The sequence below is a fragment of the Pseudomonas sp. genome (assembly GCF_030690725.1).
GTDB lineage: Bacteria > Pseudomonadota > Gammaproteobacteria > Pseudomonadales > Pseudomonadaceae > Aquipseudomonas.
The window spans coordinates 19,306-44,141 of sequence record NZ_JAUYGD010000062.1 but is presented as its reverse complement, the minus strand read 5'-3'; the positions used below and the strand labels follow the sequence as shown (position 1 = coordinate 44,141).

Genomic DNA, 24,836 nt, shown 5'->3' with positions numbered 1-24,836 from the left:
CGTCCGGACTTACGCCTGATACAACGCGAGCCCGTCGAGCGCGGAGGCATCGGCATCCAGAATCAGGATGCGAACGTCGGCCTCGGCAGCTTGATGCAGGACGCCCATCAGTGACGCTGGAACGTCCTCGTCCAAGTGCTCTTGACGCAGCTGCTCAGCAGTGATGCCTTCGACGTGCAACAGGTTGTCGGTTGTCCAGGGCGTGGCGATCAGCTTCACCCCGATGGCCGGGCAGCAGGGAATGTGAAAGGCGACGAACAGCAGGCCGGTCGGCGTTTGGGTATCCGCCATTTCACACAGGTAGCGCATCGCATCCTCGGTGACATGCGCGGTGCTGATCTCCCAGCAGCGGCTGTAATGCCCGGTCTGGAAGGTCAGTCGCCGCACGACCTCACGCGCGCTTTCCTCGGAGTAGGTATCACCGATGTGGGTGGATACGCCGTTGTCGTCGCCGTGAATGCTGTAGAGCACTGCCTGGATCGTGCCGGCTCCGCCGCACAGCGCGTCGAGCTCCGGTGCAATATCCTGTCCTTCGGTGATGAGCGCGAAACTGTCGTTGAAGATGCAACGACGGTACATCGCCTGTTCATCCAGCAAGTGGTTTTGTGAAAGATGCAACGGCAGATACGTCACTGGACAGCGGTCGTCGTAGCTGATGACGGCGACTCTCTGAATATGAAAGCTGTGGTAACCACGAATAAAAGGGTTGATCGGGATGTTCATGTTGTCGCTCCTGCCGGAAAAGACGGAGGGACATGGCCCCAAGGGACGCATGTCCCTCGGGGGCTTGGGAAAAATGGAGGCGGAGAGCAGGCTCACCAGCCGTCGTAATGGAGTACCAGATCGGCGATGACCTTGCGGCGCTCCAGATCGAGACCGCCGAGATCGGCAAGTCCCTCGAACTGGCAGCGTTTGAGCATGGCACCGCCTTCTTGGGCGTTGTAGAAACTCACCATGGCGGAGAGGAACATCCGCTGGCCGCCGCTCAGAACGCCCAGGGCGTCGTTGAGCCTCAGCACATTCGGTCGTAACTCCCACTTGGTCTCGGCTTGCCGCATTCCTTCGTGGGTGCCGTCGCCGAACCACTCGACACCGGCGATTTGGATGCCTCGCTTCCATGCGTCCAAAAAGGCTGCTGGTGCATGGTCGAAGTGCAGGATTTCCCGCGCGATCTGATCAAGTACGTCTTGGGGTAAGGACGGGTTCATGATGTTCTCCCGATGGGTAGGGGTCAGGACTGGAGGCGCTGTTGCCAATCCCCTGTTGTCAGGGTCTGGTTGGCTGCGTGAAACGAACGGAAGTACTCGACGGACTCGCGCGATACCGGACCGTCCTCGTCGGCGGTGCCGATGTAGTAACCGGCACCACTGCGTAGCACCTGAAGGGGCCGGCGTTCGCCAAGGTGGGCCAAGGCCAGGTAACCGACGGATTCGGCGCGGGCCTGATCGACGCTGAGTGGGGTGGATGAAGACGTATGGGGCATGAAAACCTCCCGGTTGAAGTGGAAGCACCTGCACCCGTGGGCGCTCATCCGTAGGCACGGTGCGAAGCGGACTGGTCGGGTCGGCGCGGAGGATTCCACGGTGCAGCCGAGGACCCGTGCTGCGGGCATGGTGTCGACCGAGGTCGACGACACATGGGGAGCAGCTTCGAGCGGCGAGGGGAGTGCGTCAGCGGGAAATGGGAAACCGGCAGCCCCCTGATTGAAGGAGGAAGCGAGCGGCGCATGCTGGTGTGTTCTGGCGGGAAAAAGAACGCTCCCGAAGGAGCGTTTATGGGACAGGTCAGGCCGTGACCTCCTGCAGTTTGCCGTTGCCGTCGAAGATCAGCTGTACGACCGTCCCGGCCAGCTTCGGCAGAGAACGCTGGCACAGCGCATCTGGCAGCAGTGCCCTGACAACCTGGGCGGGGTCTTGCGAGCAGCCTACGGCGACGAACGTGGCGAGCGTTTGCGCGTCCTCATCCTCTCGACCCTCGTCATAGCGGTCATCGAAGATATAGTCGGAAACGAGTTCTGTGACGTTGCCAGACTTCGGCGTCAGGTAGAGCGTGTCGTCCTTGCGCAACGCATCCACTGGATACTCACCAGGCTCGCCTTCCAGGCTGACGATCAGGGTGTCGACCAGGATTAGCTCGATGCACTCCGCCAGAGGTGGGCAGCTCTCGCTGTGGAGAATTGTGCTGTGCCGGACGCCTACCTGATCCGGCGTGACGGTCTTGACCATGTGCCTCAGCCAGTGATTCGCATCGAGACGATGCTCCTCCAGCAGAAAGGCTTGACGCGCCTCCAGATAGGTTTCCACGGCGAGGTCATTTTCCCCGTCGCTGTCGATGGACCAGATGCCTGTTTCCTCCAGCGCAACACGGGCTGATATTCCATTCAGCGGATAGCGTTCCCAGTAGCGGTGGTATCCCGCTGGGTTGTCTTCCCAGTTGCGGAACCAGGCGCGCGGAGCGAATGGCACATCGTTGAGCAGGTCAGCATTCGACGAAGACAGGCAGGTTTCTGCGTACAGCTCCACGAACTCGCTGGCAGCCAGTCGTTCCTTGGCTTCGAGTAGCGCTTGCCGGTAAGACTCGCTGATCTCCGCCTGAATGCGTCGGTGATCTTCCGCTTCGTTGAGCAAGTGCTGACGATCCGGCAGGCGGGCGATCATGTCGTCGCGCAACAGCACGATCTGATGCTTGGAGAGGGCTGGAATCCTGCCGATGGGCAAGCCCTGGAGAAAGCACCGCCATTGTGTCGGTGATGCGTCGAGGTCGAGCAGAACCCTGCCTATTGGCGTCTGCCGCCATGGCAGGCTCGCATCCGCAAGCGGGCGGTCGATGTCGACATTGTTGAGCGATACCCGTACCGGAAAAGCCTCGCACAGTGTCTTGAGCTGATGCTCGACCCATTGCGGCAAGGTGAGGTTGGTTTGCGGTGATTGCACACCGTCCAATCGGATCTCGGTGCCGACGCGCGAAGGCTCAGGATATACCTCGATGGTGTCGCCGCGGATGATGGTCGCCGTGGCGGCGTTGAAGGCCTGGCTGCCTGAATGCACCGATAGATGCTCGGCGAAGTACAGGGTCGACAGGACACCGAGACCGAATGCGTTCTCCCGCTCTTTCAGCGCCGGGTCCCAACCGGACTCGGCGATGAAGATCAGGGTTTGAAGATCGGCGATACCGCAGCCGTCGTCGCTGACGATAAGGGTGTTGCCATCGGCAACGACCTGGATGTGGCTGGCCTGCGCGCGGCGCGCGTTCTGCAGCAGCTCACCGAGCATGGAATGCGGGGTGAACGCGTGCCGCAGGTTGGCGATCAAGCGGTTTTGGTTGGTCTTGAGACAAATGGTGCTCATGGGATGACTCCTGATAGAGGGTGTGCCGAGGGCACATGAACGAAAAGCGCTCGTGCAGGACGAGCGCAGGCGATGGCGAGGCAAAAAGGCATCGACGCCCAAGGCGGGCGCACGTCCGCAAGAGGCGATGCTGAGCGGACTGGTTCGGTCGCTGCAGGGCGTGCAGTACAGCCTTGAAGACCGGGGCTGTCGGGGAGCGCTACCAAGGCAGCGATACCTGTGAAAAGGATCGTGGCGCACATCGGTGTGGTCACGAGACTATGGGAAAACGGTGGTCGCCACGTTTATGCCAGCGCCTGCAGCAGCCGTTGCCCGACCCAGGCGACGCAAGGCACCGCCATCGAATTGCCAATGGCTTTGTAGCGAGGACCATCGGCGGCGGGTTTGCCGCGATACGGTACCTGGGTGTAGTTGTCGGGCATTCCCTGCAGGCGTTCGCACTCAACAGGCATCAGCCGCCGCACGCGCCAAGGCGACCAATCTGCGGCATCTGCTGCTGTCTGCGTGTAGAGAAAGTGGGCGTCGTCGTAGGCTGGTGCCAATACGTGCCCTTTGTCGCCGCCACCACTGCACGCGCGCAGCGCCGGCGAGATGCTGTTACCCAACTCGGCGGCCAGACCATGCTCACGGCCACGCAGCGACACACTGGCGATCATGGGCAGGCCCTGGCCGGGTTTGCCACCTCCGGTCGACAGCGCTCCGCAGAGTTGGCCGTGACCTGATTCCAAGCGCAGCTCGCCACGGGAGTTCTGCGCGAAGGCCACTGCTTGTGGTGAATAAACCGCGACGACGGGGACGCCCTTGCCGGTGCCATCTTCTCCGCAACCCTTGCCGCCGTTGGCGGTATCTAGGGTGTGGCTGATGGCTCCAGCCACCGATTGCACCATGAAGGTTTCGACGTCGAAGTCGTTCTTGGGGCCGGAGGCGGCCGTCAGGCAGGCCGCCACATCGATCGGGCCAAGGGTTTTTCCTCCGCCGAAGCAGACCGTCATCGCGATCTCGCCATAGGCCTGGTTCAGGCTGGCATAGTCGCCTGCTGCTGCAGCGCTAGGTGCAACAGCGGTGGCAGCGTTTTTCCACGGCGCGTAGCACGACGCAGAATGCCCGTGCAGGCCTTCTGACTCAAAAAGTACCTGGACGGGATCAAGGTCGTTTCGACCACTTGCCACAAGAAACACGCGACGCCTGCGTTGGGCGACGCCGAAATGTTGGGCGTCGAGCAGCCGCCACGCAACGCGACGGCGGGGTCCAGACACACAACCTGCGTGCGACCACCTGGTCCCTGGCGGTTCGAGCGGACTGCTTTCGCCGGCCAGTGCGCCCAAGAGACATCCAAAGGCATTGCCTCGGTCGCTAAGGACACCTGGTACGTTTTCCCAGACGAGTGCTGCCGGCGGGCGGCGGGTTTCGAGGCGGGCTTGATCGATGGCATTGGCGAGCTCCACATAGCTGAGGGTCAGGGCTCCGCGCGGATCGTCCAGCCCATGGCGGGTACCGGCGATGCTGAACGATTGGCACGGGGTTCCACCGACCAGGATGTCCGGTGCCGGTACGGTGCCGGCGAGTACCTGGGCGGCGATCTGCTGCATGTCTCCGAGATTGGGGACGTCGGGGTAGTGGTGGGCGAGGACTGCACAGGGAAACGCTTCGATCTCGGCGAACCAGGCTGGCTCCAGACCGAGTGGTTGCCAGGCGAGGCTGACGGCCTCGATGCCGCTGCAGACGCTGCCGTACTGCAGTGGAGGCGTGTGGGGTTGAGGGTGCATTGGGTTATCTCCTGTTCATGGGCTCGGCGGCGATGCGCTCGCTGAACCGGCGGTTTCGGGTAGGCAGGAGAAAGGTGCCGAGGGACTGGACCTTCGGCTGTCGAGGAAGAAACCACCTGTGAACTGATGCAGGGAGTGGCCGTCGTCGAAGCCATCCGCTGTTGCAGCGATTGCACTCGACCCGTGTCGTGGCTGGGGTCGAAATCCTTTGGCACGCATCTGCGTACAAAAGGAACCCGTTGTTTCGCCGGCGGGCACCGGCACTGAACACCGTTCGACCCGAAGGGTCTCCTGGGGGCTCGCCCTGCTATCGAGACAAGGCACCAGGGGACCCTTCGGAACGAAAAATCAGCCGATCAGAACGTCCGTGAAATACGGACTGCGGATGAGTCCGCCTTCTCGTCAAACCAGCGAAACGCCGGCGACGGGCACACGTTGCAGAAGGATGGTGCGTGCTGGGTTCCTCGTGGGCACGAGGTATGCGCATCGACCGTGGTCGATACGATGGGGAGATGGGGACTGCGACCTAATTTTGGATCTGTCGCGGCTTGCGTGTCGCGTTGCGTTTTGCGCTGGCTTGCTGGATGGGCAGGGTGCCTTTGCAATCGGGATAGTTGCGGCAGGACCAGAAGGGGCCAGTCTTGCCGGTGCGTTGACGGGTGGCGCTGCCACACAGTGGGCAGGCGGGGCACTCGGGTAACTTGATGGACAGGGTGGCGCCGCGATATTGCTGCACGAGCTGGGTGATCCACATGGATTGCTTCTCGACGAAGGTATCCAACGTCATGCTGCCAGATTCGATCATGTCCAGGGCCTGTTCCCAGACGGCGGTGGTGCCGGGGTCGGTAATGGCTGCTGGCACCGCATCGATGAGCGTGTAAGCCGCTTCTGATGCGCGTACAGCACGGCCTTTTTTGACCAGATAGCCGCGATCGAGCAGGCCTTTGATGATGCTGGCGCGCGTGGCCTCGGTGCCAATGCCCGTGGTTTCTTTCAGCTTCTGCTTCAACCGCGGATCAGTGACCAGCTTGGCGACGCCCTTCATGGCCTTGACTAGATCGCCCTGCGTAAAGGGCTTGGGCGGTAGCGTCTTGAGTGCTTTCAGATCGACGTGGCTGACCTGGCAGAACAGACCTTCGCGCATGGTTGGCAACACCTGGCTGCGGGGCGTCGATTCGCCGTCCGCGTCATCCGCTTCCGGTACGGCCAGCACCTGGTGCCAGCCGGAGATGATCACCTGCTTGCCGATGGCCTGCAGATTCTGGCCACCGCACAGCAACTGTGCAGTGGTGCGGTCGAACTCGTGATGCGGCAGGAACTGCGCGAGGTAGTGCGCGCGGATCAGCTTATAGACTGCCAGCTCCTTGTCGCTCATTGCTGACAGGTTGGCCGGCTCCAGGGTTGGAATGATGCCGTGGTGGGCCGACACCTTGCCGTCGTTCCAGGCGCGTGAGCGTTGAGTACGGTCGATCTGATCGAGCAATGGGCGCAGGCTGGGATCTGTGGCGAGAACAGCGGAGAGTACGGCTGGCACCTCGGCGAGCATGCTTTCGGGCAGGTAGCCGGAGTCAGAGCGCGGATAGGTCGTCGCCTTGTGCGTCTCGTAGAGCGCCTGCGCAATGTCGAGCGTTTCCTGCACGTCCAGAGCGAGTTGGCGAGAGCACACTTCCTGCAGGGTGCCGAGATCGAATGGCTGCGGTGGGCCTTCGCGTACACGCTCGGTTTCGACTGAGACCACCTGGGCGCTGCCGGCAACGCGCATACGATCGGCGGCTTGTTGCGCTACCGCCTGCTGCAGGCAGCGGCCTGTGTCATCGGTGCAGCCATCCGGTGCGATCCAATTGGCGCGGAAGGACTGCCCACCCGCCGACAACGCGATCTCAACGGTCCAGAACGGCACCGAAACGAAGCGCGCGATCTCGCGGTCGCGGGCTACCACCAGCGCCAACGTCGGTGTTTGCACCCGCCCGACCGACAGTACGCCGTCGTAGCCGGCTTGACGCCCGAGCAGCGTGAACAGGCGGCTCAGGTTCATGCCGATCAGCCAGTCGGCCCGACTGCGAGCGAGTGCCGAGTAGTACAGCGGCAGCGTCTCGTTCGACGGTTTCAGTGCGCTCAGCGCCTTGCGGATGCTCGCGTCGTTGAGTGCCGACAGCCACAGCCGTTGAATCGGCCCGCGATAGCCGCACAGGTCGATGATCTCGCGAGCGATCATCTCGCCTTCGCGATCCGCATCGGTTGCGATCACCAGTTCGCTTGCCTGGCCGACGAGCTGCTTGACGATCTTGAACTGCGCAGCGGTTGCGGCCTTCGGCTCGACGCGCCAGCGCTCGGGAATGATGGGAAGCTGCTCGATGGACCAGCGTTTGTACTGCTCGCCGTAGGCTTCCGGTTGGGCCGCTTCGATCAGGTGACCAATGCACCAGGTCACGACGGTGCCCGTTCCGCTGTAGCAACCGCTGCCGCGTTGGCCGGTACCCAGGACTCGGGCGATATCTTTGCCCTGGGATGGTTTCTCGCAGAGGAATACGCGCATAGAGTCTCCGGGGCGTGATGGTCATCGAATGATCCTCAGCATTCCCGTCAGGCGCGTATGTGGCAGCAAACAACGTGGACGCGGCAGATACCGAGTTGTCCTACTGCATGTTTAGTTGGGAGCAAGCAGCCTAGGATGGTGTTGTTGGCTGGGAGTGCATTATCTCGACAGGCGAAAATGTAGCGGGCAGAGTGCCGGCACAATCATTCAAAGGGAGCTTGCCATGTACGTTGCAGAGCCGATCGTTAAACGCGGCTTCTTCTTCAGCCCTGCAGACAGTGAAAGGAAACACCCTGGTGTTTTGACTATCTCCGATGGGGGGAAAGTTGAGTTGGAACTCACTGCCGATGACTCGGCCTTCACTTCCTTTGAAGAAATGGAGATCGGTCGCTTGATAGGTATAGTCGAAGGGGGGTACGTAACCCTTGAGGAGTGTGGTTATCGAACCAAAAGCGTTTCCTTTCCTGGGTTGCCAGCTACATCACGTATCGAAGCGCGCTTGGCTTTTATTGGTGTTGGAATGGAAGAAGCGGGAAAGTTTCTTTCGATGCGGTTTGGCGTGGAGGGCCTAAGCGAATGGTGGAACAAGTCTGCTTTTAAACTAGATGTTGGAAATAAGTTCGAGGATTTCACTCTCTCTGTTGACATCCCCCCTCCGGTGGAGTTTACGTTCCAAGATGGCACTAAGTTTAAGCTATTCCTAAATGCCAAAATTCCAGGGGGGAGAAAATTTCCCACCTTGGAATTTTTTCATCAAGCTTACATCCAGATAACTCCGTCAGAACCTAAGCCATTTGACTACTTTATTGGCCTGTCTCACCGAATAACGAGATTCTTTGCATTTGCTGTTGGGCGGCCGGTGGCCATTCACTCGCTTATGGCAGAGATCGATGATTCAACGCTTGAGCCTCTTCACAAATGGCTATCAGTCTATTTTCGCAGCTTGAACTACCCAAGCCAACGAGAGGGCAAACCGCATCGTGCCCACGATATGCTTCTAAGCTACGCAAGCGTTGGCCCGCGCCTGCAATCTATGTTGTCCAACTGGCTCAGGGAGTGCGATAACTTAGGGCCTGCACTACACCACTACTACCTGGTTCAAGATAACTTTCACTCCTACATAGATACCAAGTTCATTTCCATGGCCCAAGCACTGGAGGCATTTCATCGGCGCACTTCAAATATCACGAGGTTGCCAAAGCCTGAATATAAGGCGAAGGTTGCGGCGATCCTCGAAGGATGCCCGGAGGCCGATAAAGAATGGCTGAAGCAGAAGCTGAACTTTGGAAACGAAATCACTCTAGCAGAGCGGCTGGCGCGCATGTTCTCCCCTTATGTGGCTGTCTTCGGAGGAGAGCAAGCGGTGGCTGATATCATTAAAGGAACCAAGAACACTAGGAACTACCACGCACACTATGATGCCAACGGTGCCAAAAAGGCAGTGAAAGGAGCTGCGCTGGTAGCACTCACCTATAGACTGCAGGTCTTATTTACGCTTTGTGTCGTGGTTCGTTTAGGTTTTACAGTTGATGAGGCCCTGAATCTAGCGAAAGTCGATGCCCTTGCTCGCCTCCTAAGAACTGCAATCAACATTGATGAAGACGGCTAGTGTTTTCGGCAGTAATGGCCCTGCTCCTGGCCGCTTTCTGCCGGTCACGTTCTTCAACGTGTATTGGTTGAGTCGGATAGGCAGTGGTCCGCAGCAGTGCACTCTCCGCTACAGCATGGTCTGAATCCGTGTTTTAGAGGAGGAGACAAGGTGACAGTTGCTCAATCACCAGAAGCTTCGTTTCACAGGGGCGCTGGAATTCAGTGGAACTCAGTGGAGCTATCCCCTGGGGATAGTTCCACTGAGGTGTGCTGCAGGCATCACTCCGCAGGGTGGGCTGGATCGCTGGCCTGTTTCGGGCTCAGCATCACTGATTCAATGCGGTACGGCAGGATGCCGACGCGTCGAGCCTCGATCTTGAACGTCACGCGCTCGTTCTCGTCGGCGTCCTCCCATTCATCGCGCACCGTGCGACCTTCCACCAGCACACGCATGCCTTTCTGATACAGCATTTGCCAGTGTTCAGCCTCGCGGTGCCACAGCTCTACGGGTGCCCAGTACCCACCGCGATCTTCATAGCCATCCTTGGTAGGAACGGGGTTGTCGAAATACACGTTCAAACGCAACAACCGTCGTGGTTCGTCATTGCCGTTCGGAAACTCCTTGAATTCCGGCGCAGAACCGATGTTGCCTTCGCCAACAAAGTGCGTGCTCATAGTGACTCCTTGGAACTTGTGGTGCGGATGGACGCAGCGTTTCCGGGGAAGCGCTGCAGGTAAGTCGATTCGGCCTGGGCCACCTTGCTGGCGCATTCGTGAGCCTGGCGGCCCAGCGTGTGCAGGAGGCTGATCTGCATGTTCAGCACGATGCGCTGGACCTCCATGGCGTAGAGGTCGTCGATCAGCGTGTCGGGAGTGGCGGGGCTGGTGATCAGCGCCTGCCACAACGCCACGCCCATGGCAGAGCGGTCTGGCCTGCGCCAGCGCAGAAACACGGTGCCTGCGCCAGTGGTTTGCTGGGCCAGTTCAACGGGCAGCAGACGGAAGGGATAGTCGACCGCTTGCGCCAGAACGCGCCGCTGCGCCAGTTCGATCAAGCCGTCGCGCAACGCGTAGCACTGGCTGGCCCACTCGGTAAGAGTCCCCTTACCTTTAAAAGGAAAGGGACGTAAAAGGCCTTTTAGATAGGCCGCCTGTTCCAGTTTCTGGAAGTCAGCCTGTTCCAGGGGGTGAAAGCGACGAGCTGCCGCAGAAGTCGAGGTGGTCGTCATACTGGCGCATCCTCATTTTCACCTGCTGCAGCCTCCGGGTTATCGGCGTCTTCCACCGGGAAGTCGTCGGCGCTGGCATCCTCTGCTTCCTGGCTTGCAGAGGCGGCCAGCGCCGAGCGCCGGATGATGGGAGGTGCGTAGCGGGAGCGCAGGGTGCCTTCGAGCACGTCCTGCGGTAGTTCGCCGAGTTTCTCGATGGCCGCCCTGGCTGCGGCATTCTTGGCAGCGAAATCGTCCCTGGTGCAGCCCGAGTAGCGAAACTGCTGTGCCAGCGAGAACAGGCTGCGCAGTGCGTGAGCCCCTTCGTTGAGCCAGCGTTCGAGCGTGCTGCGATCAATCAGCGCGGTGTGGTGGGCCAGGATCAGCTTGCGCGCCAGGTCGTCATAGTCGGCCAGCAGGTACACCGCGAGGAAGCCGAGCTGCGCGTTCACGAACAGCGGCAGCTTCACCGGCTGCACGTTCATGTTCTCACCCAGCGATAGCGCTGGCGGCACGTCGGCCAAGGCCTGGTCGACCTGTTCGCGCAAGGCCTGCAACGTGTCCTTGGTCTGCGTCAGCTTTTCCTCAACCCTCAGCATCCACCAGTCGGAGTAAGGGTCGTCCTGCTCGGAGCCGCGCTTGATCTTGTTGGCAATGGCGATGAAACCGTTCAAGCCGACGATGCCGGGTTTTCCGTCGCTGGCCGTCCGACCGTGCCAGATGCGTGAGGCGTGATGGGTGTGCAGCGTCAGCGACATTGCACTGCGTAGCGATCCGAGATTCAGTTGCAAGGTGTTGTCGGTGGCCATGGGGACGACTCGCGGTAGCGGAACGAGTCGCCAGCTTGGGCAGCGGACGGAAGGCGGTCAGTCAACAAACCGCACTCGATGCCAGCCGGGTTTTGCGAGCGGAAGGCTGTCTGTTGCAACTATCCCCAGGGGATAGTTCCATGGAGTTCCAGTCGGTCGGGCTGGCGCAGCGATGGGAGGTGCCAGCCGGGTGCGGGCTGGGAAGGCTGTCTGTTACAACTATCCCCTGGGGATAGTGCCAAGGTGATCCAGGGAGGTTTCCTATACCGTCATTTCTGGTTCAGCAGGGCGTGCAGATGGGCGAGGTGTGCCTGGACGACTTCGGGGTTCGCCGGTCGAGAAGGGGGCTCGGGAGGTGGGGTGTTGGCAACGGCATTGCTCTGCCCTTGTCCAGCCCACGCTTTGAATTCGCCGCGAATGGCGGCCTGGATGATGCCGAACAGGTAGCCGGCAGGTTTGCGCACCTCGCTGTTGCGACAGCGCACGGCCCATTCGTCGAGCACGGCCTGGCGCTGCTCAGATTCGACCTGTTGCAGGGCCACTAGAGCGCCGGCCTGTTGTTCATCCTTCAACGCCAGGAAGCGCTCAGGCAGTTGCAGGCCCTGGAGTTCTCGCGCACGCGGTACCGTACGTACTGATTTATTTATACGAGTACTAAGTACTTCAGTACGGTCCTGCTTCGGATTCCGAAGAGGGGCGGTTTTGCTGGTGTTCATTCCTGCTTCGGAATCCGAAGACGGCGGCTCGCCATTCCGAAGAAGGGCCTCGTAGCCTTCTTCGGATTCGTGGGAAGTCTGCGCCTGTGGATAACTTTCGCGTAAGGATATACCGCCCTGGGCCATGCGCTGGGTCAGTACCTGCAGGCGTGTTGGCAGTATACGGCCGCTGAGCATTGGGTCTTCGGTGAGTTCCTGGATGGCGTGGTAGCCCACCCGCTGAATCGCTTTGCTGGCGTGGTCGAGCGCGTGGCTCACCAGCCCCAGGTATTCCGGGTCAAGCTGCATGGCCTCGTAGGGCGTGAGCGGTTCATCGTGCAGGACGTATAAGTTGCCTTTGATGCGGCCGGTCTTCGGATCACGCCGGCGGCGCACGAGGCTGAGCCAGCGCGTCAGGCGCAGCAGCGTCAATGCGCGTGCCACCGTTTCGTGCGATGCCTGCTCCGCGCAAGGTGTCGATGCCAGGTAGGGGCGCAATTGATCGTAGGTGGGGAATGCAGTGACTCCATCATCGTTGAGCAGGAGCCGGAACACTTGCCAGGCGTTGCGTTCCAGCGGCGTCAAACGCCTATCAAGAAACAGCGCACGGGGTACGCTTTCATGGCGATTGCCGCTGTAGAGGAATCCGTCGCCGACTGGATTGCTGTCCTTGCTGGGGGGCAGGTGCCGTAGAGCGTCGTCGAGCAGCGCTGAGAGAGGGACGGGGCCTGTCGGCGGGACCATGGCCTACACCAGGCCTTGGTCGATCCAGCTTCCTATCGCAGCCCATATCACGGACATGGGCAACGATAAGGCCTCGGCCAGATCCATCGTCAGTTCCAGCATTGTGCTGTCGTCATCCAGCGCGATGCCGCGTTCCGTAAAGCCGGATTTCCATTGCTTCCACAGAGTGATCTCTTGTTCTTCATTCAGAACCGGGTGTCGCCCCCGGCGCTTAGGCAGTTTAATGATGTCGCGGCGCAGAGCGACTTCCTGATGGGTCAGTCCGTAGAACTTGCTGACCATTTCAGTACTGGCCCCCAAACGCAGCATGCGATCGACAGTGGCGATCTCGTGCTCGATGTCATTCATCTGGCTGACCAAGCGCCAGAGGACGTCCGTATTCACTGTCACAGAGCACCACGGCACCTGGGCATTGGCCAGCAGGCTCACCAGCGCGGGTTGCTTCAGTACGTCCAGTTCCCGCTCGCTGAAGCCCATCGATTGGCAGCGGCGAAGTTGGCCGTTGCGCAGATCGTGCAGAGCTTGTGCGACGACAGCTTGATTAAGCGGATGAGGTGTCGACATGGTTCCCTCCGGCCTGTTTCAGTGGTTGGTCCCATCTGGATTGGCCTCCAGATCCAACAGCCGGCGTGCCAGCCGGATCAGACGGAACAACTTGACCAAGCCGTTATCGCTCAGGCGGGGTAGGGCTTCTGCGTCCCTGATGTCGGTTCCCAGCAACAGTGCCCCGAGGCTGTCGTCCAGGCGAAGACCACCCTGATCGGGCTCGGTGGCGTAGTGGATACTCAATGCGTGCAACAACGCCAACACCATGTGGCCGAAGGCGGATATAGGCGTGTCCTGGAGGGGCGGGGTGCAGGTGAAACCTATGCCGGCCATGACCGCTTCGATGCGGTCGACCAGTTGGGCTTCCCCGGCGATCTCCTGCGCGAATTGAGCAATGTGGACGCGCAGGCGATCTGGCGAATCAAGTCCCGGTTCGATGTACCAGACGTCGCTGATCGGGAACAGTCCACCGGCTTGTACGGGAATCGCCTGCAGTACATTGTCTGTGAAGGCGGATAGAGGCTCGCCGGTGTGTTCGGCAACCAGTTGCTGGATGGCCTGTAACCGCTCCGTGCTGTCGGCGGGGGAAATGATGTGGCCCTGCAGGCGGGCTTCGGTGTCACCTGCTCCTTGGGCCGGATGTGTCTCCGCTGACTGCACCTGAAGTGGTGGGGCGGTTGTGTCGTTAGGGGCTGCTCCTGAAGCGTCTGCTGCAGCGCTATCGTTCCGAGCTGAAGCTGGTGGGGTAGTGGGCACCTTGTCAGTTTTGATGGCGGTTACGACGGTCGTGGCTTCGACTGGCAGCGGTGGTGGAGTGCTTACCGCACGCTGGCGGTTTCCGGTGCTGTCGACATCAAGCTCCAGCACGTTGTAGTCGATACCGAGCAGCTCGGACATCTGACCGATCAGTTCGTCTTGAACGCGACCGCCAGAAAAGGAGTCTGGCTGTCCATCAAATGGTGCGAGGACATCGTGGAACAGCGTCTCGAAGTCGGTGGTCAAGGCCTTTCCGCACGCATATTTTTCCCAGGTGAGTTCGGCCGCTTTGCGCAATACCGCCAACCGTTCAACTTGATGCCTGCCCAGCCCTTTGTACAACACGTTGGGAATGGTGGGCAGCAGGTAGCGCACGGTGTCTTGCATGCGACTGATGTGGGACTGCGGAACTGGGTAGCCGTCGGCGCTGAGGCGGCGGGCGAGTTCTGACTGTGACAGCGACTTGCCACTTTCGAGTTCGTACAGTTCGCGGGCTTTTTCAACGCCGAGCGCGCGCTCGATGAATGTCAGTCCACCGTGCAACTCACCTTCGGCAAGGTGGCCTGTAAGCGCGATGATTTCGCCGCGTTCCGGCCAGGGACGGAACAAACAGTAGATTCGGAAGAATTGCTCCTCCTTCGTTTCTGACCACAACTCTCGCAGGATGGCGAGCCGGGTATTGCCGCCGTTACGAATGATGAGGTGGTCTGCTCCGGGACGCCGGGTGATCGGCGGCGGAGCATCAAGGCCACGTTCACGAATGGACGCTTTTATGTCGTCATAGAGCGGATTGCGCGTCAGGCGTGGATCAAGCTCATAGGGACGCAGATCATCGAGTGTGACAACCATCGGGGTGTCGGTAACGGGGTCGCTCAACACCTGTGCGACAGGGCCGGAACGGGAGAACCCCTCAGCCATCAGCTTGCCGGCCATTTCCTGGGGAGTGACATCAGCCATTCAGGTCTCCCGACAGGCACCGTGCGGCCCGGCGAAGGCGCGCCCAGGCATTTTGGCTTGCCCGGTGATCACTCGCTGTTGAGCTGGTGAAGATCGGCGGCAGGCCAGACTTCACGAATTTCAGGTGCCCTCCCTGTGTGCGGCGGACTTCCCAGCCCTCACTCAAGGCGAATTCGATCAGTGGCAGTAATCGCTTGTGACCGCGGCAGAGTTCATGAGCGCTCGACATTTGAATGCCTCCTGCCAGTTCGGCCGGTCACGCGGTCAAACTGCTCCTGCCATTGCGGGCAAAGCTCGCTGGCAAGGGCGCGCATGGTTTCCAGGGCCGCCGGTGCCTGACGCCCAGACGGGCGTCGGTATTCAACCCTGTGTACTGGTTGGCTCGACGTGGCGGCGCGAGGGAAGGCCTCGATGGCGGGGATCTCGGAGCGCAGTATCTGGACCTCATGGTGCTCACGAAAGATCAGCCGTAGCGTCTGCTGAACCAGCTTGGCGTTCGACGAGATGGCTGGTACGCGATTGAGCAGTAAATGCAGTGGTGGAGGCTGGATACCTAGGTAGCGGTAGGGCGCGATCGCGTCGATCATTTGCAGCGTGCCGCGCTGGAGTTCGCGGGCAGCCAGAATTTCAGGGGTGATCGGGGATACGGCCATGTCTGCGGCGAGCATGGCCATTTCCAGCATGACGCTGCGTGCGCCCTGTGTATCGATCAGCACCAGGTCGTAGTGCGGTCGGAACAGCGGCAGCAGGTTGCGCAGGCGCAAGCGGCCGTCGGCAGCATGCAGAAGCAGTGTGCCCAGTTGCTGGTGCTCATCGTTGGACAGCACCACATCCAGCCCCGTGACATTTGTGTGTGATACCAGCTGCGGCAGTGTTTGCTCGTTGAATGCCAGCAGCTCGTAGATGCCGCCGGCGGCGCGGTGGGTGAGTTCGTAGTAGGACGACAACGTGGGCTGCACGTCGAGGTCGATCAGCAGCACCCGCAGGCCTGCGTCAGCGATGAAGCCTCCGAGGTTGGCAGCGACGGTGGTTTTACCGACTCCGCCCTTCGTCGAAATGATGGCGATCACCTGCATGGCTCGCTCCTTGTCCGTAGTGGAGCGGCGTCAAACGCGCTCTTTGAGGCGTTCGGTGATCCAGTTGTCGATTTCGGCAGAGTCCCAGCCAACGGCTCGAATCCCCAGGCGTAAGGCTTTGGGGAATTTGCCTTCTTTCATCAAATTGTAAATATGTGCGCGTTTAAATCCGGTTTTGGCTTCAACCTCGGCGCGGCGGAGAATACGGCGCTCCGCAACTGGGGTGTGCTCAGTGGACATGGTGGTCACTCCTTTATGCTTGGCAGCACTCGTAAGGCGTGACACGTAGTAGAGGTGCGTCATTCCATGAGTGCATCAAACAAACGGATCGTGCTGACCACCGGATTTATTGGATAGCCGTGATATTCGGCTGTACCGAGTTTTATTGATTTGATGGAGTACATCGTCAAGCCGACCCACAGGGGTTCAACTATTGAGAGCGCCCTGGGGACAATCAAGATTTAAAATGAACAGAACTGTCCTGCCGGGATAGCGGATTGATAAGTTCGAATCTTTTTGTCATCCAGTTGACGAAAAAAGTCACGCGGAGTTGAGAGTGCCTATTTCTGGAATTGGGCGTCAATGGCGATCGCCATCCGGCCTCGAGTGTATTGCGGTCCGGTGTTTACCCTGTGTTGGGGCGACTTTTAAGGTCAGAGCAGTGACGAAAACAACATGACCCTAGCAATCAAATTCAGAGCCATACTGCTCGTTTTGAAAAATTGTTAGGTGGTGATCACTTCACCAACTTGCTGGGCGCGAGCGATGAACCTGCTCAACTCTTCCGATGGCGGCTTATCGAGCCTAGCAATGAACGTTGGTGTACTGGGTACATCGTCGGTGAAGGGGCGGATGATGACGTCAGGATGATTGTACAGCGCAGTTTGAGACTCCAGCCCCAAGCCGATACCGTAGCCTGCGGCTACCAGCATCATCATAGACTCATGTCCCGAAACGTATTCGGCGATCGCCGGTAAAGGCAATGTGAACTCGCAAAAACCACGACGAATGGCATCGTGTAAACTTGGGCACAGCTCGGGATGATAAAGAATCAATGCGTGTCGGGCGACTTCATGAGGCGTGATTTTTTCAAAGGAAAGAAGGGGATGGTTCTTGGGGATGGCGGTGACGGGGCGGTCGGTCCAGACAACTTCGTTGACGAATCCGGCGCTGAGTTCAGTCTGTATAGTAAAGGCAGCGTCGATCTGATCGTTGCCCAGAGCTCTGGTCATCTCCTTCGTGGTCATTTCGATGATCCTTACCTCTGTGAGAGGCTCTTCCTCGCGGCAGCGCGCCAGTAACTTGGTAAGTTGGGGTTGTGCAAGACTGTCGGTTAGACCGATACGCAGCCGGCCCCGATATCCGCGTGCTGCAGCATGCACGCGGGTACGGGCTCCTTCCATGAAGGTGAGCATGCGATGCGCCTCCTCACGGAAAACTTCACCGGCCCAGGTCAGCCGGATGCGTCCGCTGGCACGTTGGAACAGGCGAACCCCTAGCTCTGCTTCCAGTTCCTTGATAGTCCGAGAGAGGGGGGACGGTTCGATATGGACTCTGGCAGCCGCCCGCGAGAAACTCAGCTCTTCAGCGACGACCAGAAAGTAGTGCAGGTGACGTATCCTCATACAGTAGCCTCCTTACTGTGCTGTGGTGTTTTCCGTAGTGACAGAATGCTTTCATTTGCTCCCGAGGGAGAGCCGTATGGTCTGTCATTTGAGAATCGTTCATAGGTTTCCGGTGATTTCTAGCCTTTGCCTGGCCACTACTGAACCAGACATTGGAGACGACTACGACTACGGATGATAATTCGCGAGTCTAGGCACTATCTTTCAGAATTGAGCGCTGTGTCGCAGTTGTGCGGGTATGGGGTGGCCGGTCCGAAGCTCCGTTCAAGATTCAAAGGTGCGCAATCTCGGTCGCTCCCCTAGAGGCGGGCAACGGTAGGAAAGTTGATTGGGTTGGCGTGTCGCTTCACGCTTGCCTCACCTGCGCCGGGAATTCGGAGGGCACCGCAAGATCGTCCGCATCCATACACTGCGCGGCCACTAGCCGTGCAGCCAGGTGCAGGTTCGTCGGGGAGACTGCGTCAATGGCGGCAGGTGCTCCCAGGGTGTCGTAGGCGCGCAAGAGGGCATGGTAGATGTCCCACGTGTCGATGCCCCGTGGCACCTGTTTCAGCACGGACTGGACCAGCCTGCGTTTGAGCGGGTCGAGCTGCCAGTCCGGCACCCGTTGCCCGCGGTTGCCCATGTGGATCGACAGGAGGTTGCCCGCCTGGATCTCATAGGTGATCCAGCGGCGGGACTTGCCCGCCAGCTTGGCGTAGTCGGCTACCGACAGGTTGTGGGGGGCTTCGAACATCTCCAGTAACTGCAAGCGTTCACGCTGCACCTCAGAGAGTCTGGGGCGCGCGTACTCGGGCAGGCCTACGGCGGGTAGCCGCTGTACCGATGCTGGCGCTGCGGGCATCTCCGCGGTCGGCGGGGTCACGATCAACTGCGGCGCGGCGAGGTCGACCATCGGCGGCTGGGTGGCCGCTTGGCCGGCGATAGTCGGCAGCCCTTGCAGCGTGATGGTCAGGTGCATGCTGGCGACCGCCACCTGGTTCTGCTCGAACAGATCGAGGCGATCCGCCCAGTCCTGCATCATGACCCGGCGCTGCTCGACGTACTCGGCATGGTTGTAGGTCGCGCTGACTTTATCCGGATCGGCATGTGAGAGCTGGGAGTCCACCCACTTCTTCGGATAGCCCAGTTCGTTGAGCGCGGTCGAGATCGTGGCGCGGATACCGTGTCCCGTGAGCTGGTCCTCGTATCCCATGCGTTTGAGCGCGCCGTTGAGCGTGTTCTCGCTGATTGCTTTTTTCAGGCACCAGTCCCCTGGGATGAGATACACCTGCGCTGTCTTGAAGTTGTCCAGCAGGTGACGAACGATCTCTTGCGCTTGCACCGACAGCGGCACGATGTAGGGCGGAATGTCGATGAGACGCTTGCGTTTCTTCTTGGTGAGCAGCTTGCGCTGCTTGAGCCTGGCCACCGGGATGATCCACAGGCCACGGTCGAGGTCGAATTGGTCGGGGGTGGTAAAGCGTAATTCGCCGGTGCGCACACCGGTGAGCAGCAGCAAGCGCAGGCCCAGTTGCGTGTTGAGGCGTCCACGGTACTTGCGCAGCGTCTGCAGCATCACCGGCAGCTCGTGCATGCGCAGGAACGGGTTGTGTTCGACTGGCGGCAACGGTATCGCCACCACATCGAGATCCTTGGAGGGGTTGTCGCTCATGTTGGGGATCGCCACCGTGGCATAGGTGAACAGTTGGGTGAACCAGGTCCTGAGCTTTTCGGCCACCGACAGCGAGCCGCGCTTTTCCACCTTGGCGATGATGTCCAGCAGGTGTGCGCGGGTGATGTCGTAGATGGTCAGGTGGCGTAGCACCGGGAACACGTCCTTTTTGAAGACGCGCCCGATCTGCTCCAGGCTGGTCTGCCGTCCGGCCTCCAGTGAAAGCTGGCGGTGGGCCAGCCACTGCTCGTAGACGGCCTTGAAGGTGTGCTCGCCCGCCAGGACGATGGCGTGGCGTTTGCGCTTGCGTTCGGAATGCGGATTGACGCCCTTGGCGAGCAGCGAATGGGCTTCATCACGAAGTGCGCGAGCGTCCTTCAGGGAGAGTGCCGGATAGCTGCCGAAAGACATGCGGTCACGCTTGCCACCCCACGAGAAGCGGAAGTGCCACGCCTTGGAACCATTGGCTGAAACGTAGAGAGAAAGGCCGTCGAAATCGGCCAGCGTGTAAGGCTTGCCTGTCGCTTTGGCCTGGCGAACCATGAGGTCTGAGAGCATGAGTCCAACTCCTGGGTAGCGAGTTGGATGCGATGTTCTCTGTGAGGCCCTGCCTCTCCCCAGCAACAATGCGGAATCGGGAACCGCCGCATTGCGATGTACCACTTAATGTACCGCTTTGGGGCGGCTGTCAGTGGATTTCGCTGGAAGTCACTGGGTCAAGATTTTTAAAAAATCTCAACCGTGACAATGACTTGCAACACTCCATGGAGGTCTCTGGAACCCCATGGAAAGTTGAAGTGGAGCGGGCGATGGGAATCGAACCCACAGCTCTAGCTTGGGAAGCTAGGGTATTACCACTATACGACGCCCGCAGCGGGTGCCTTTATACCGGAAGTCTTGGTTGAAATGAAGTCCGCGCCCCGGTTATCTGCAATAACGCGGTGCGGGCGCGGGTGTGTGCAGGCTTCATACGGCCAGCGCGTGCAGCACGTCCATCTGTGGGCGGTAGTGGGTCTGGCGCAGTGGCTTGCTCTGCAGGAAGCCCAGCAGTGCGGCCTGGCTCTGCAGCCATGCGGCTTTGTGCTCCATGTCGAGGAAGTGCCCGGCGTTGTCGATGGTGACGAACTGGCAGTCGTTCAGGTGCTTGGCGAACAGGCGCACATCGGCTGGCGAGGTGTAGGCGTCGTGTTCGCCGTTGACGAATAGCAGCGGGATCTCGATGCCTGCCAGGCACTGCATCTGGCAATGGGCGTCGAGGTGCAGTACCTGGTGCACATGGGCATGCATTTGCTGGTATTCGTGGCTGTCCAGGCTGCTGATATGGCGATGGTTATAGCGTTTGAATAGCGACGGCAGGTAGCGCCCGATGGTGCCGTTGACCAGGTGACCGAGTTGGTCGCCGTCGAGGGCGTGCAGATGGGTCAGGCCTTGTTCCAGGTAGTCGACCATCGGCTCGTTGAGCAACGGTGAGAAGGAGGTGATCACCGCCTTTTCAATACGCGCCGGGCGCTGGGCCAGGGCGAGCATGGCGGCGACGCCCCCCCAAGAGAACGACATCAGGTGGTCGGCGCGGAACTGTTCGATCAGTTCAAGCAGGATGCTGGCCTCGTCTTCCTTGGTGATCGGCTGGTGGTGATGGTTGTGCGGCTTCGACTGGCCGGCATAGGGCTGGTCGTAGAGCACCACATTGAACTGGGTACGCAGGTATTTGACCGTTTGCGCGAAGGCTGCGGTGGTGGAGAGTGAGCCGTTAACCAGGATGATGGTCTTGCGCGCGCTCGGATTGGCGTAGAACTCCGTGTAGATCTTGTAGATTCCGTGAACATCGACGACAGCGGTGGCTGGCTTCATGTCGTTTCCTCCTGGCGCAAAAGTGGGCATGGCAAAACGGCGGTGCCGTTAAACCGGGCTAAGCAGGACAATCAGGAAAGCGCCTGGACGTGACAGCAAGATGTCAGGCTGGAGGATTTTATAAGTTATTTATTTTCAATCAGTTAGGGCTGAAATAGAGCATCCATCCACGACCTTTTGGCAGGTGTGGAGTGGCGTCTTTGACCAGGCAGGAACCCATTTCGCGCAGTGCGCAAGTAACCGATGGAACGCTTAGATGGCTTGCGTGACTGTTCAGTCACGATAAGACCTTATGGTTTGATTTAAGCAGCCGTGTTCCTGCTGGCGCAAGTGAATATTGGGATATCGAACAACCGTTTGTCGGTTAGCTAGCTAAGTATGTGACTTGAGCACGAACTGTCTTAGACGCAGGCGATTTCCGCTTCTGTCAGGGCGCGGTATTGCCCGGGGGCCAGCTGCGGGTCGAGTTGGATGGCGCCCATGCTCAGGCGATGCAGGCCGATGACCTTGTTCTGGAAGTGGCCAAACATGCGCTTGACCTGGTGGTAACGGCCTTCGTGCAGGGTCAGCAGGGCGCTGTGGCTATCGAGAATGACCAGCTCGGCGGGCAGGGTGGTGAGGTCTTCATAGGCGAAGTACAGGCCGCGGGCGAACACTTCAATGTACTCAGGAGTAATCGGCTGTTCGGTCTCAACGCGGTAGACCTTGCCCAGGCGGCTGCGCGGCTCGGTGAGGCGGCGTGACCACTGGCCATCGTTGGTGATCAGCAGCAGGCCGCTGGTATTCAGGTCCAGGCGGCCGGCCAGGTGCAGGTCGGCTTTGTCCGGCTCATCGAGCAAATCCAGCACGGTGCGGTGTTGCTCATGCTCGGTGGCGCTGACCACGCCGATGGGTTTGTGCAGCATAAAGTAGCGTGCGGCTTTGCCGGCCTGCAGCAGCTCGCTATCAACCTCGATGCGGCTGAACTGGCTGACTTCGCACAGGCCATCGCAAACCACCGCACTGTCTACTCGCACGCGGCCGCTGGCCAGCAGTTGGCGGGCGGCTTGGCGATTGAGCTGGGGCAGGTTGCTGAGAAAACGATCGAGGCGCATGGCTAGCTGTTTGCTGGCGGGGTTTCAGGTGGCAAGCCCTGAGCGCAGCGTGGGCACAGGCAGCTGCGGTTGCGCTGCTCGGGCGGCAGCTTGACCAGCTGCGCGGAATCGACCGGCACGCTAAAACACCAGCATTCGCTTACCGGTGCGTCGGCGCCAGCCTGGGCGCACTGGTTGAGCTGCCCGCAGCAGGGGCAGTGGCTGCTGTCATCACTCACGTGGTTTCTTCACACAGGCGGTTGCGGCCGCCCTGTTTGGCCCGGTACAGGGCGCGGTCGGCGCGGGTGATCAGCTGCTCCAGCGACTCATCGGCATGCAGTTGCGCCAGGCCGATGCTGGTGGTGATGCGCAGCTGCGCGCCGTTGAAACTGATGCTGCTTTGCTCGGTTTGCTGGCGGATTTTCTCGCCCAGCTCGCGGGCCTGTTCGGGCGTGGTGTCCTTGAGCAGCAGGATAAATTCCTCGCCACCCCAGCGGCAGATGATGTCGGACTGGCGCAGGGTGCTGCGCAGGTCGCTGGCAAAGCGGCGCAGCACTTCGTCACCGGCCATATGGCCATGGCTGTCATTGAGTTGCTTGAAGTTGTCCAGGTCGAGCATCAGGGCGCACAGCGCGCTTGGGCTGCGCCGGGCTTCCTGCACGGCCTGATTGGCCAGTAGATCGAAGCCACGGCGGTTGGGCAGTTCGGTCAGCAGGTCGGTGGTAGCCAGGGCGCTGATGCGTCGTTGATAGCGGCGCAGCACCAGGCTCACCAGGCTGATGACGATAACGGTGACCACCAGGCAGATCAGCAGATTGAGGTACAACGATTTGCGGATGCCGGCGACCGCGCCGTCTTCATGCTTGTCGACAAACAGGTACCAGTTCAGCTCGGGGATAAAACGCACATTGAGGAAGTGGTCGCGGCCGTGTTCCTGATACTCGAAGTCGCCGCTTTGCGGATGCGGCAGCTTGGCCTGCAGCTCTTCCAGGCCAGGAATTTCACTGAGCGACTGGCCAACCCGCGCGCCCATCGGCCCGCCGCTGGCGCCAGTGAGTACCAGCAGGCCATTGGTGTCGACAAAGAACACGCTGCGCTCATAGCGCTGCTGGTAGGTGTCGATCAGCTTGACCACCGCATCCACGGTCAGGCCCACACCGGTCGCGCCGATAAAGCGCTGCTGGTAGTCGAACACCTTGTAGTTGATAAACACGGTCATGCGGTCGTCGTTGGCCATGTCGACGTCGACATTGATTTCGTAAGGGGCCTGCATGTCGCGCACGCGGAAATACCAGTCATCGCGCGGCTCATCTTCCTGCACCCGCTTGAGCACGCCCTTGGCCTGGTAGTAGGTGTGGGTTTTCTCCGAGACGAAGAAGCTGGTGACCGTGGCGTAATGCTCCTGCACCTCGCGCAGGTAGCGGGTGATCTGCTCGGGGTCTTTCTCGCCGCCCAGCACCCAGTCGCGCACGTAGGTGTCGCGAGACATCATCGAGGAAATCAGGATGGGCCGAACCAGGTCCTTCTGGATTTCCGAGTAAACGTTGTCCGAGGTCAGCGGCAGCTCGGTATTGATGATGCCGGCGCGGATCGAGTCCAGAGCGGTGTAGTAACTGGCCAGGGAGGTGGCGAGGAAGCCACAACCGAGCAGAACCAGCAGCAGCGCAATCAAGGACCATTGACGGGGCAGCGGGGATGGATGAGGCATGCAAGGCTCTGCTGGTTAAATAATCGCCGCATTGTAGCGCCCGGCACCGGCCGGCGCTGCTGAAACATGGGACCTTGGCCGATTTACGGGCGCGCATGGCGCTTGCTGCGCCAGGCCCTGAGGACTAAGGTGCGGCTACACGAAGAGTCTCCTTGGTGACCCGTACCGCCGCCCGGCGTGCGCCTTGCTGATCTGCCCCTGACCGCAGTCCTTTCAGCACACCGAGCCCCCATGCCCAGCGCGCCTGCCAGCTATCGCATCAAATATTCCACCCTGAGCATCGGGTTGGAGGATTTTCACCTGTGTTCCCTGCGCGACAAACAGCAGTTCGCCGACCTCGACGGCCTGGCGGAAAAAGCCGGGATATCCTCGGCCACCTGGTCGCTGTTCGGTCAGCTGTGGCCAGCCGGTGAAGTGCTGGCGCAAACCCTGAGCGGCATGGCGGTGGAGGGGCTGCGCATTCTTGAGCTGGGCTGCGGCCTGGGATTGACCAGCCTGGTGCTGCAGCGCCTGGGGGCGGATATCACCGCCAGCGACTACCACCCGCTGGCCGGCGAGTTTCTGCTGCGCAATGCCGCGCTTAATCAACTGGAACCGGTGCCTTATCAGAGCTGCGACTGGGCCGAGGACTATCAGCAGCTGGGCCTGTTTGATCTGGTGATCGGCAGCGATCTGCTTTACGAGCGCGACCACCCCAGCCTGCTGGCCGGGTTTATCTCCCGTCATTGCAATCGCCACGCGGCGGTGCTGATTGTCGACCCCGGTCGTGGCCATAGCGGGCGGTTCTCCCGCTATATGTTGGAGCACGGCTACTTGCAGCTGGCCGATAGCCTGAATCTGCTGGATAACCCGGATACACCGTTTAAAGGGCGCATCCTTAGTTATCGGCGTTAGT

General features: G+C 60.1%; 23 protein-coding genes and 1 tRNA gene. 2 read left to right on the top strand and 22 right to left on the bottom strand.

The features are described from left to right. Positions 1–9: 9 nt before the first annotated feature. From Q8O69_RS14995 to Q8O69_RS14970, 6 genes are all read right to left on the bottom strand, one after another. The gene (locus tag Q8O69_RS14995) at positions 10–723 is read right to left on the bottom strand and encodes an ABC transporter substrate-binding protein (RefSeq protein WP_305593093.1); all 714 of its coding nucleotides are present in this window, start codon (positions 721–723) and stop codon (positions 10–12) included. A 92-nt stretch (positions 724–815) separates the two neighbouring features. Beyond that, a complete protein-coding gene (locus tag Q8O69_RS14990) occupies positions 816–1,208 on the bottom strand; it encodes a hypothetical protein (RefSeq protein WP_305593092.1) in 393 nt (130 codons plus the stop codon). 23 nt (positions 1,209–1,231) lie between these two features. After that, positions 1,232–1,483 carry a hypothetical protein gene (locus tag Q8O69_RS14985; RefSeq protein ID WP_305593091.1) on the bottom strand — a complete coding sequence of 84 codons (252 nt, stop codon included), beginning with the start codon at positions 1,481–1,483 and terminating at the stop codon, positions 1,232–1,234. A 301-nt stretch (positions 1,484–1,784) separates the two neighbouring features. Beyond that, complete coding sequence (locus tag Q8O69_RS14980) at positions 1,785–3,347, bottom strand: ATP-binding protein (protein ID WP_305593090.1); 1,563 nt, start codon at positions 3,345–3,347, stop codon at positions 1,785–1,787. A gap of 284 nt (positions 3,348–3,631) precedes the next feature. Further along, positions 3,632–5,113, bottom strand: a complete 1,482-nt coding sequence (locus Q8O69_RS14975; RefSeq protein WP_305593089.1) for a DNA cytosine methyltransferase — start codon at positions 5,111–5,113, stop codon at positions 3,632–3,634. Positions 5,114–5,639: 526 nt separating this feature from the next. Next, the gene (locus Q8O69_RS14970; RefSeq protein WP_305593088.1) at positions 5,640–7,649 is read right to left on the bottom strand and encodes a DNA topoisomerase III; all 2,010 of its coding nucleotides are present in this window, start codon (positions 7,647–7,649) and stop codon (positions 5,640–5,642) included. Positions 7,650–7,872: 223 nt separating this feature from the next. Between Q8O69_RS14970 and Q8O69_RS14965 the strand changes: the two genes are divergently transcribed. Next, positions 7,873–9,258, top strand: coding sequence for a HEPN domain-containing protein (locus Q8O69_RS14965; protein ID WP_305593087.1), 1,386 nt, complete (start codon positions 7,873–7,875; stop codon positions 9,256–9,258). A gap of 260 nt (positions 9,259–9,518) precedes the next feature. On the opposite strand, the gene Q8O69_RS14960 is transcribed toward Q8O69_RS14965, so the two are convergent. From Q8O69_RS14960 to Q8O69_RS14885, 16 genes are all read right to left on the bottom strand, one after another. After that, positions 9,519–9,914: a single-stranded DNA-binding protein gene (locus Q8O69_RS14960; RefSeq protein ID WP_305593086.1), complete on the bottom strand. Its 396-nt coding sequence runs from the start codon at positions 9,912–9,914 to the stop codon at positions 9,519–9,521. Beyond that, positions 9,911–10,468, bottom strand: a complete 558-nt coding sequence (locus tag Q8O69_RS14955; RefSeq protein WP_305593085.1) for a DUF3158 family protein — start codon at positions 10,466–10,468, stop codon at positions 9,911–9,913. The genes Q8O69_RS14960 and Q8O69_RS14955 overlap by 4 nt, the downstream gene beginning before the upstream one ends. After that, complete coding sequence (locus tag Q8O69_RS14950) at positions 10,465–11,256, bottom strand: PFL_4669 family integrating conjugative element protein (RefSeq protein WP_305593084.1); 792 nt, start codon at positions 11,254–11,256, stop codon at positions 10,465–10,467. The genes Q8O69_RS14955 and Q8O69_RS14950 overlap by 4 nt, the downstream gene beginning before the upstream one ends. Positions 11,257–11,525: 269 nt before the next feature. After that, the gene (locus Q8O69_RS14945; protein WP_305593083.1) at positions 11,526–12,695 is read right to left on the bottom strand and encodes an STY4528 family pathogenicity island replication protein; all 1,170 of its coding nucleotides are present in this window, start codon (positions 12,693–12,695) and stop codon (positions 11,526–11,528) included. Positions 12,696–12,698: 3 nt separating this feature from the next. Beyond that, the gene (locus Q8O69_RS14940; protein WP_305593082.1) at positions 12,699–13,259 is read right to left on the bottom strand and encodes a DUF2857 domain-containing protein; all 561 of its coding nucleotides are present in this window, start codon (positions 13,257–13,259) and stop codon (positions 12,699–12,701) included. A gap of 18 nt (positions 13,260–13,277) precedes the next feature. Beyond that, the gene (locus Q8O69_RS14935) at positions 13,278–14,954 is read right to left on the bottom strand and encodes a ParB family protein (protein WP_305593081.1); all 1,677 of its coding nucleotides are present in this window, start codon (positions 14,952–14,954) and stop codon (positions 13,278–13,280) included. Next, the gene (locus tag Q8O69_RS14930; RefSeq protein ID WP_305593080.1) at positions 14,947–15,183 is read right to left on the bottom strand and encodes a type II toxin-antitoxin system HicA family toxin; all 237 of its coding nucleotides are present in this window, start codon (positions 15,181–15,183) and stop codon (positions 14,947–14,949) included. Before Q8O69_RS14930 ends, Q8O69_RS14935 begins: the two co-directional genes overlap by 8 nt. Next, positions 15,167–16,030: a ParA family protein gene (locus Q8O69_RS14925; RefSeq protein ID WP_305593079.1), complete on the bottom strand. Its 864-nt coding sequence runs from the start codon at positions 16,028–16,030 to the stop codon at positions 15,167–15,169. Before Q8O69_RS14925 ends, Q8O69_RS14930 begins: the two co-directional genes overlap by 17 nt. 30 nt (positions 16,031–16,060) lie before the next feature. Beyond that, positions 16,061–16,270, bottom strand: coding sequence for an AlpA family transcriptional regulator (locus Q8O69_RS14920; protein ID WP_305593078.1), 210 nt, complete (start codon positions 16,268–16,270; stop codon positions 16,061–16,063). Positions 16,271–16,755: 485 nt separating this feature from the next. Next, positions 16,756–17,655 (bottom strand): LysR family transcriptional regulator, encoded by a 900-nt coding sequence (locus Q8O69_RS14915; protein WP_305593077.1) that lies wholly within the window; start codon positions 17,653–17,655, stop codon positions 16,756–16,758. A gap of 346 nt (positions 17,656–18,001) precedes the next feature. Continuing rightward, positions 18,002–19,867 (bottom strand): integrase arm-type DNA-binding domain-containing protein, encoded by a 1,866-nt coding sequence (locus tag Q8O69_RS14910; RefSeq protein WP_305593076.1) that lies wholly within the window; start codon positions 19,865–19,867, stop codon positions 18,002–18,004. Between the two features lie 240 nt (positions 19,868–20,107). Next, a tRNA-Gly gene (locus Q8O69_RS14905) sits at positions 20,108–20,181 on the bottom strand. A 94-nt stretch (positions 20,182–20,275) separates the two neighbouring features. Continuing rightward, on the bottom strand, positions 20,276–21,160 hold the full coding sequence (locus Q8O69_RS14900) for an alpha/beta fold hydrolase (protein WP_305593075.1): 885 nt from the start codon (positions 21,158–21,160) through the stop codon (positions 20,276–20,278). Between the two features lie 401 nt (positions 21,161–21,561). Next, positions 21,562–22,254 (bottom strand): pseudouridine synthase, encoded by a 693-nt coding sequence (locus tag Q8O69_RS14895; protein ID WP_305593074.1) that lies wholly within the window; start codon positions 22,252–22,254, stop codon positions 21,562–21,564. Positions 22,255–22,256: 2 nt separating this feature from the next. Further along, positions 22,257–22,472 (bottom strand): cysteine-rich CWC family protein, encoded by a 216-nt coding sequence (locus tag Q8O69_RS14890; protein WP_305593073.1) that lies wholly within the window; start codon positions 22,470–22,472, stop codon positions 22,257–22,259. Next, the gene (locus tag Q8O69_RS14885; RefSeq protein ID WP_305593072.1) at positions 22,469–23,941 is read right to left on the bottom strand and encodes a sensor domain-containing diguanylate cyclase; all 1,473 of its coding nucleotides are present in this window, start codon (positions 23,939–23,941) and stop codon (positions 22,469–22,471) included. The genes Q8O69_RS14890 and Q8O69_RS14885 overlap by 4 nt, the downstream gene beginning before the upstream one ends. Positions 23,942–24,172: 231 nt before the next feature. On the opposite strand from Q8O69_RS14885, the gene Q8O69_RS14880 reads away from it, so the two are divergent. Beyond that, positions 24,173–24,835, top strand: coding sequence for a methyltransferase (locus Q8O69_RS14880; RefSeq protein ID WP_305593071.1), 663 nt, complete (start codon positions 24,173–24,175; stop codon positions 24,833–24,835). Position 24,836: the final 1 nt, after the last annotated feature.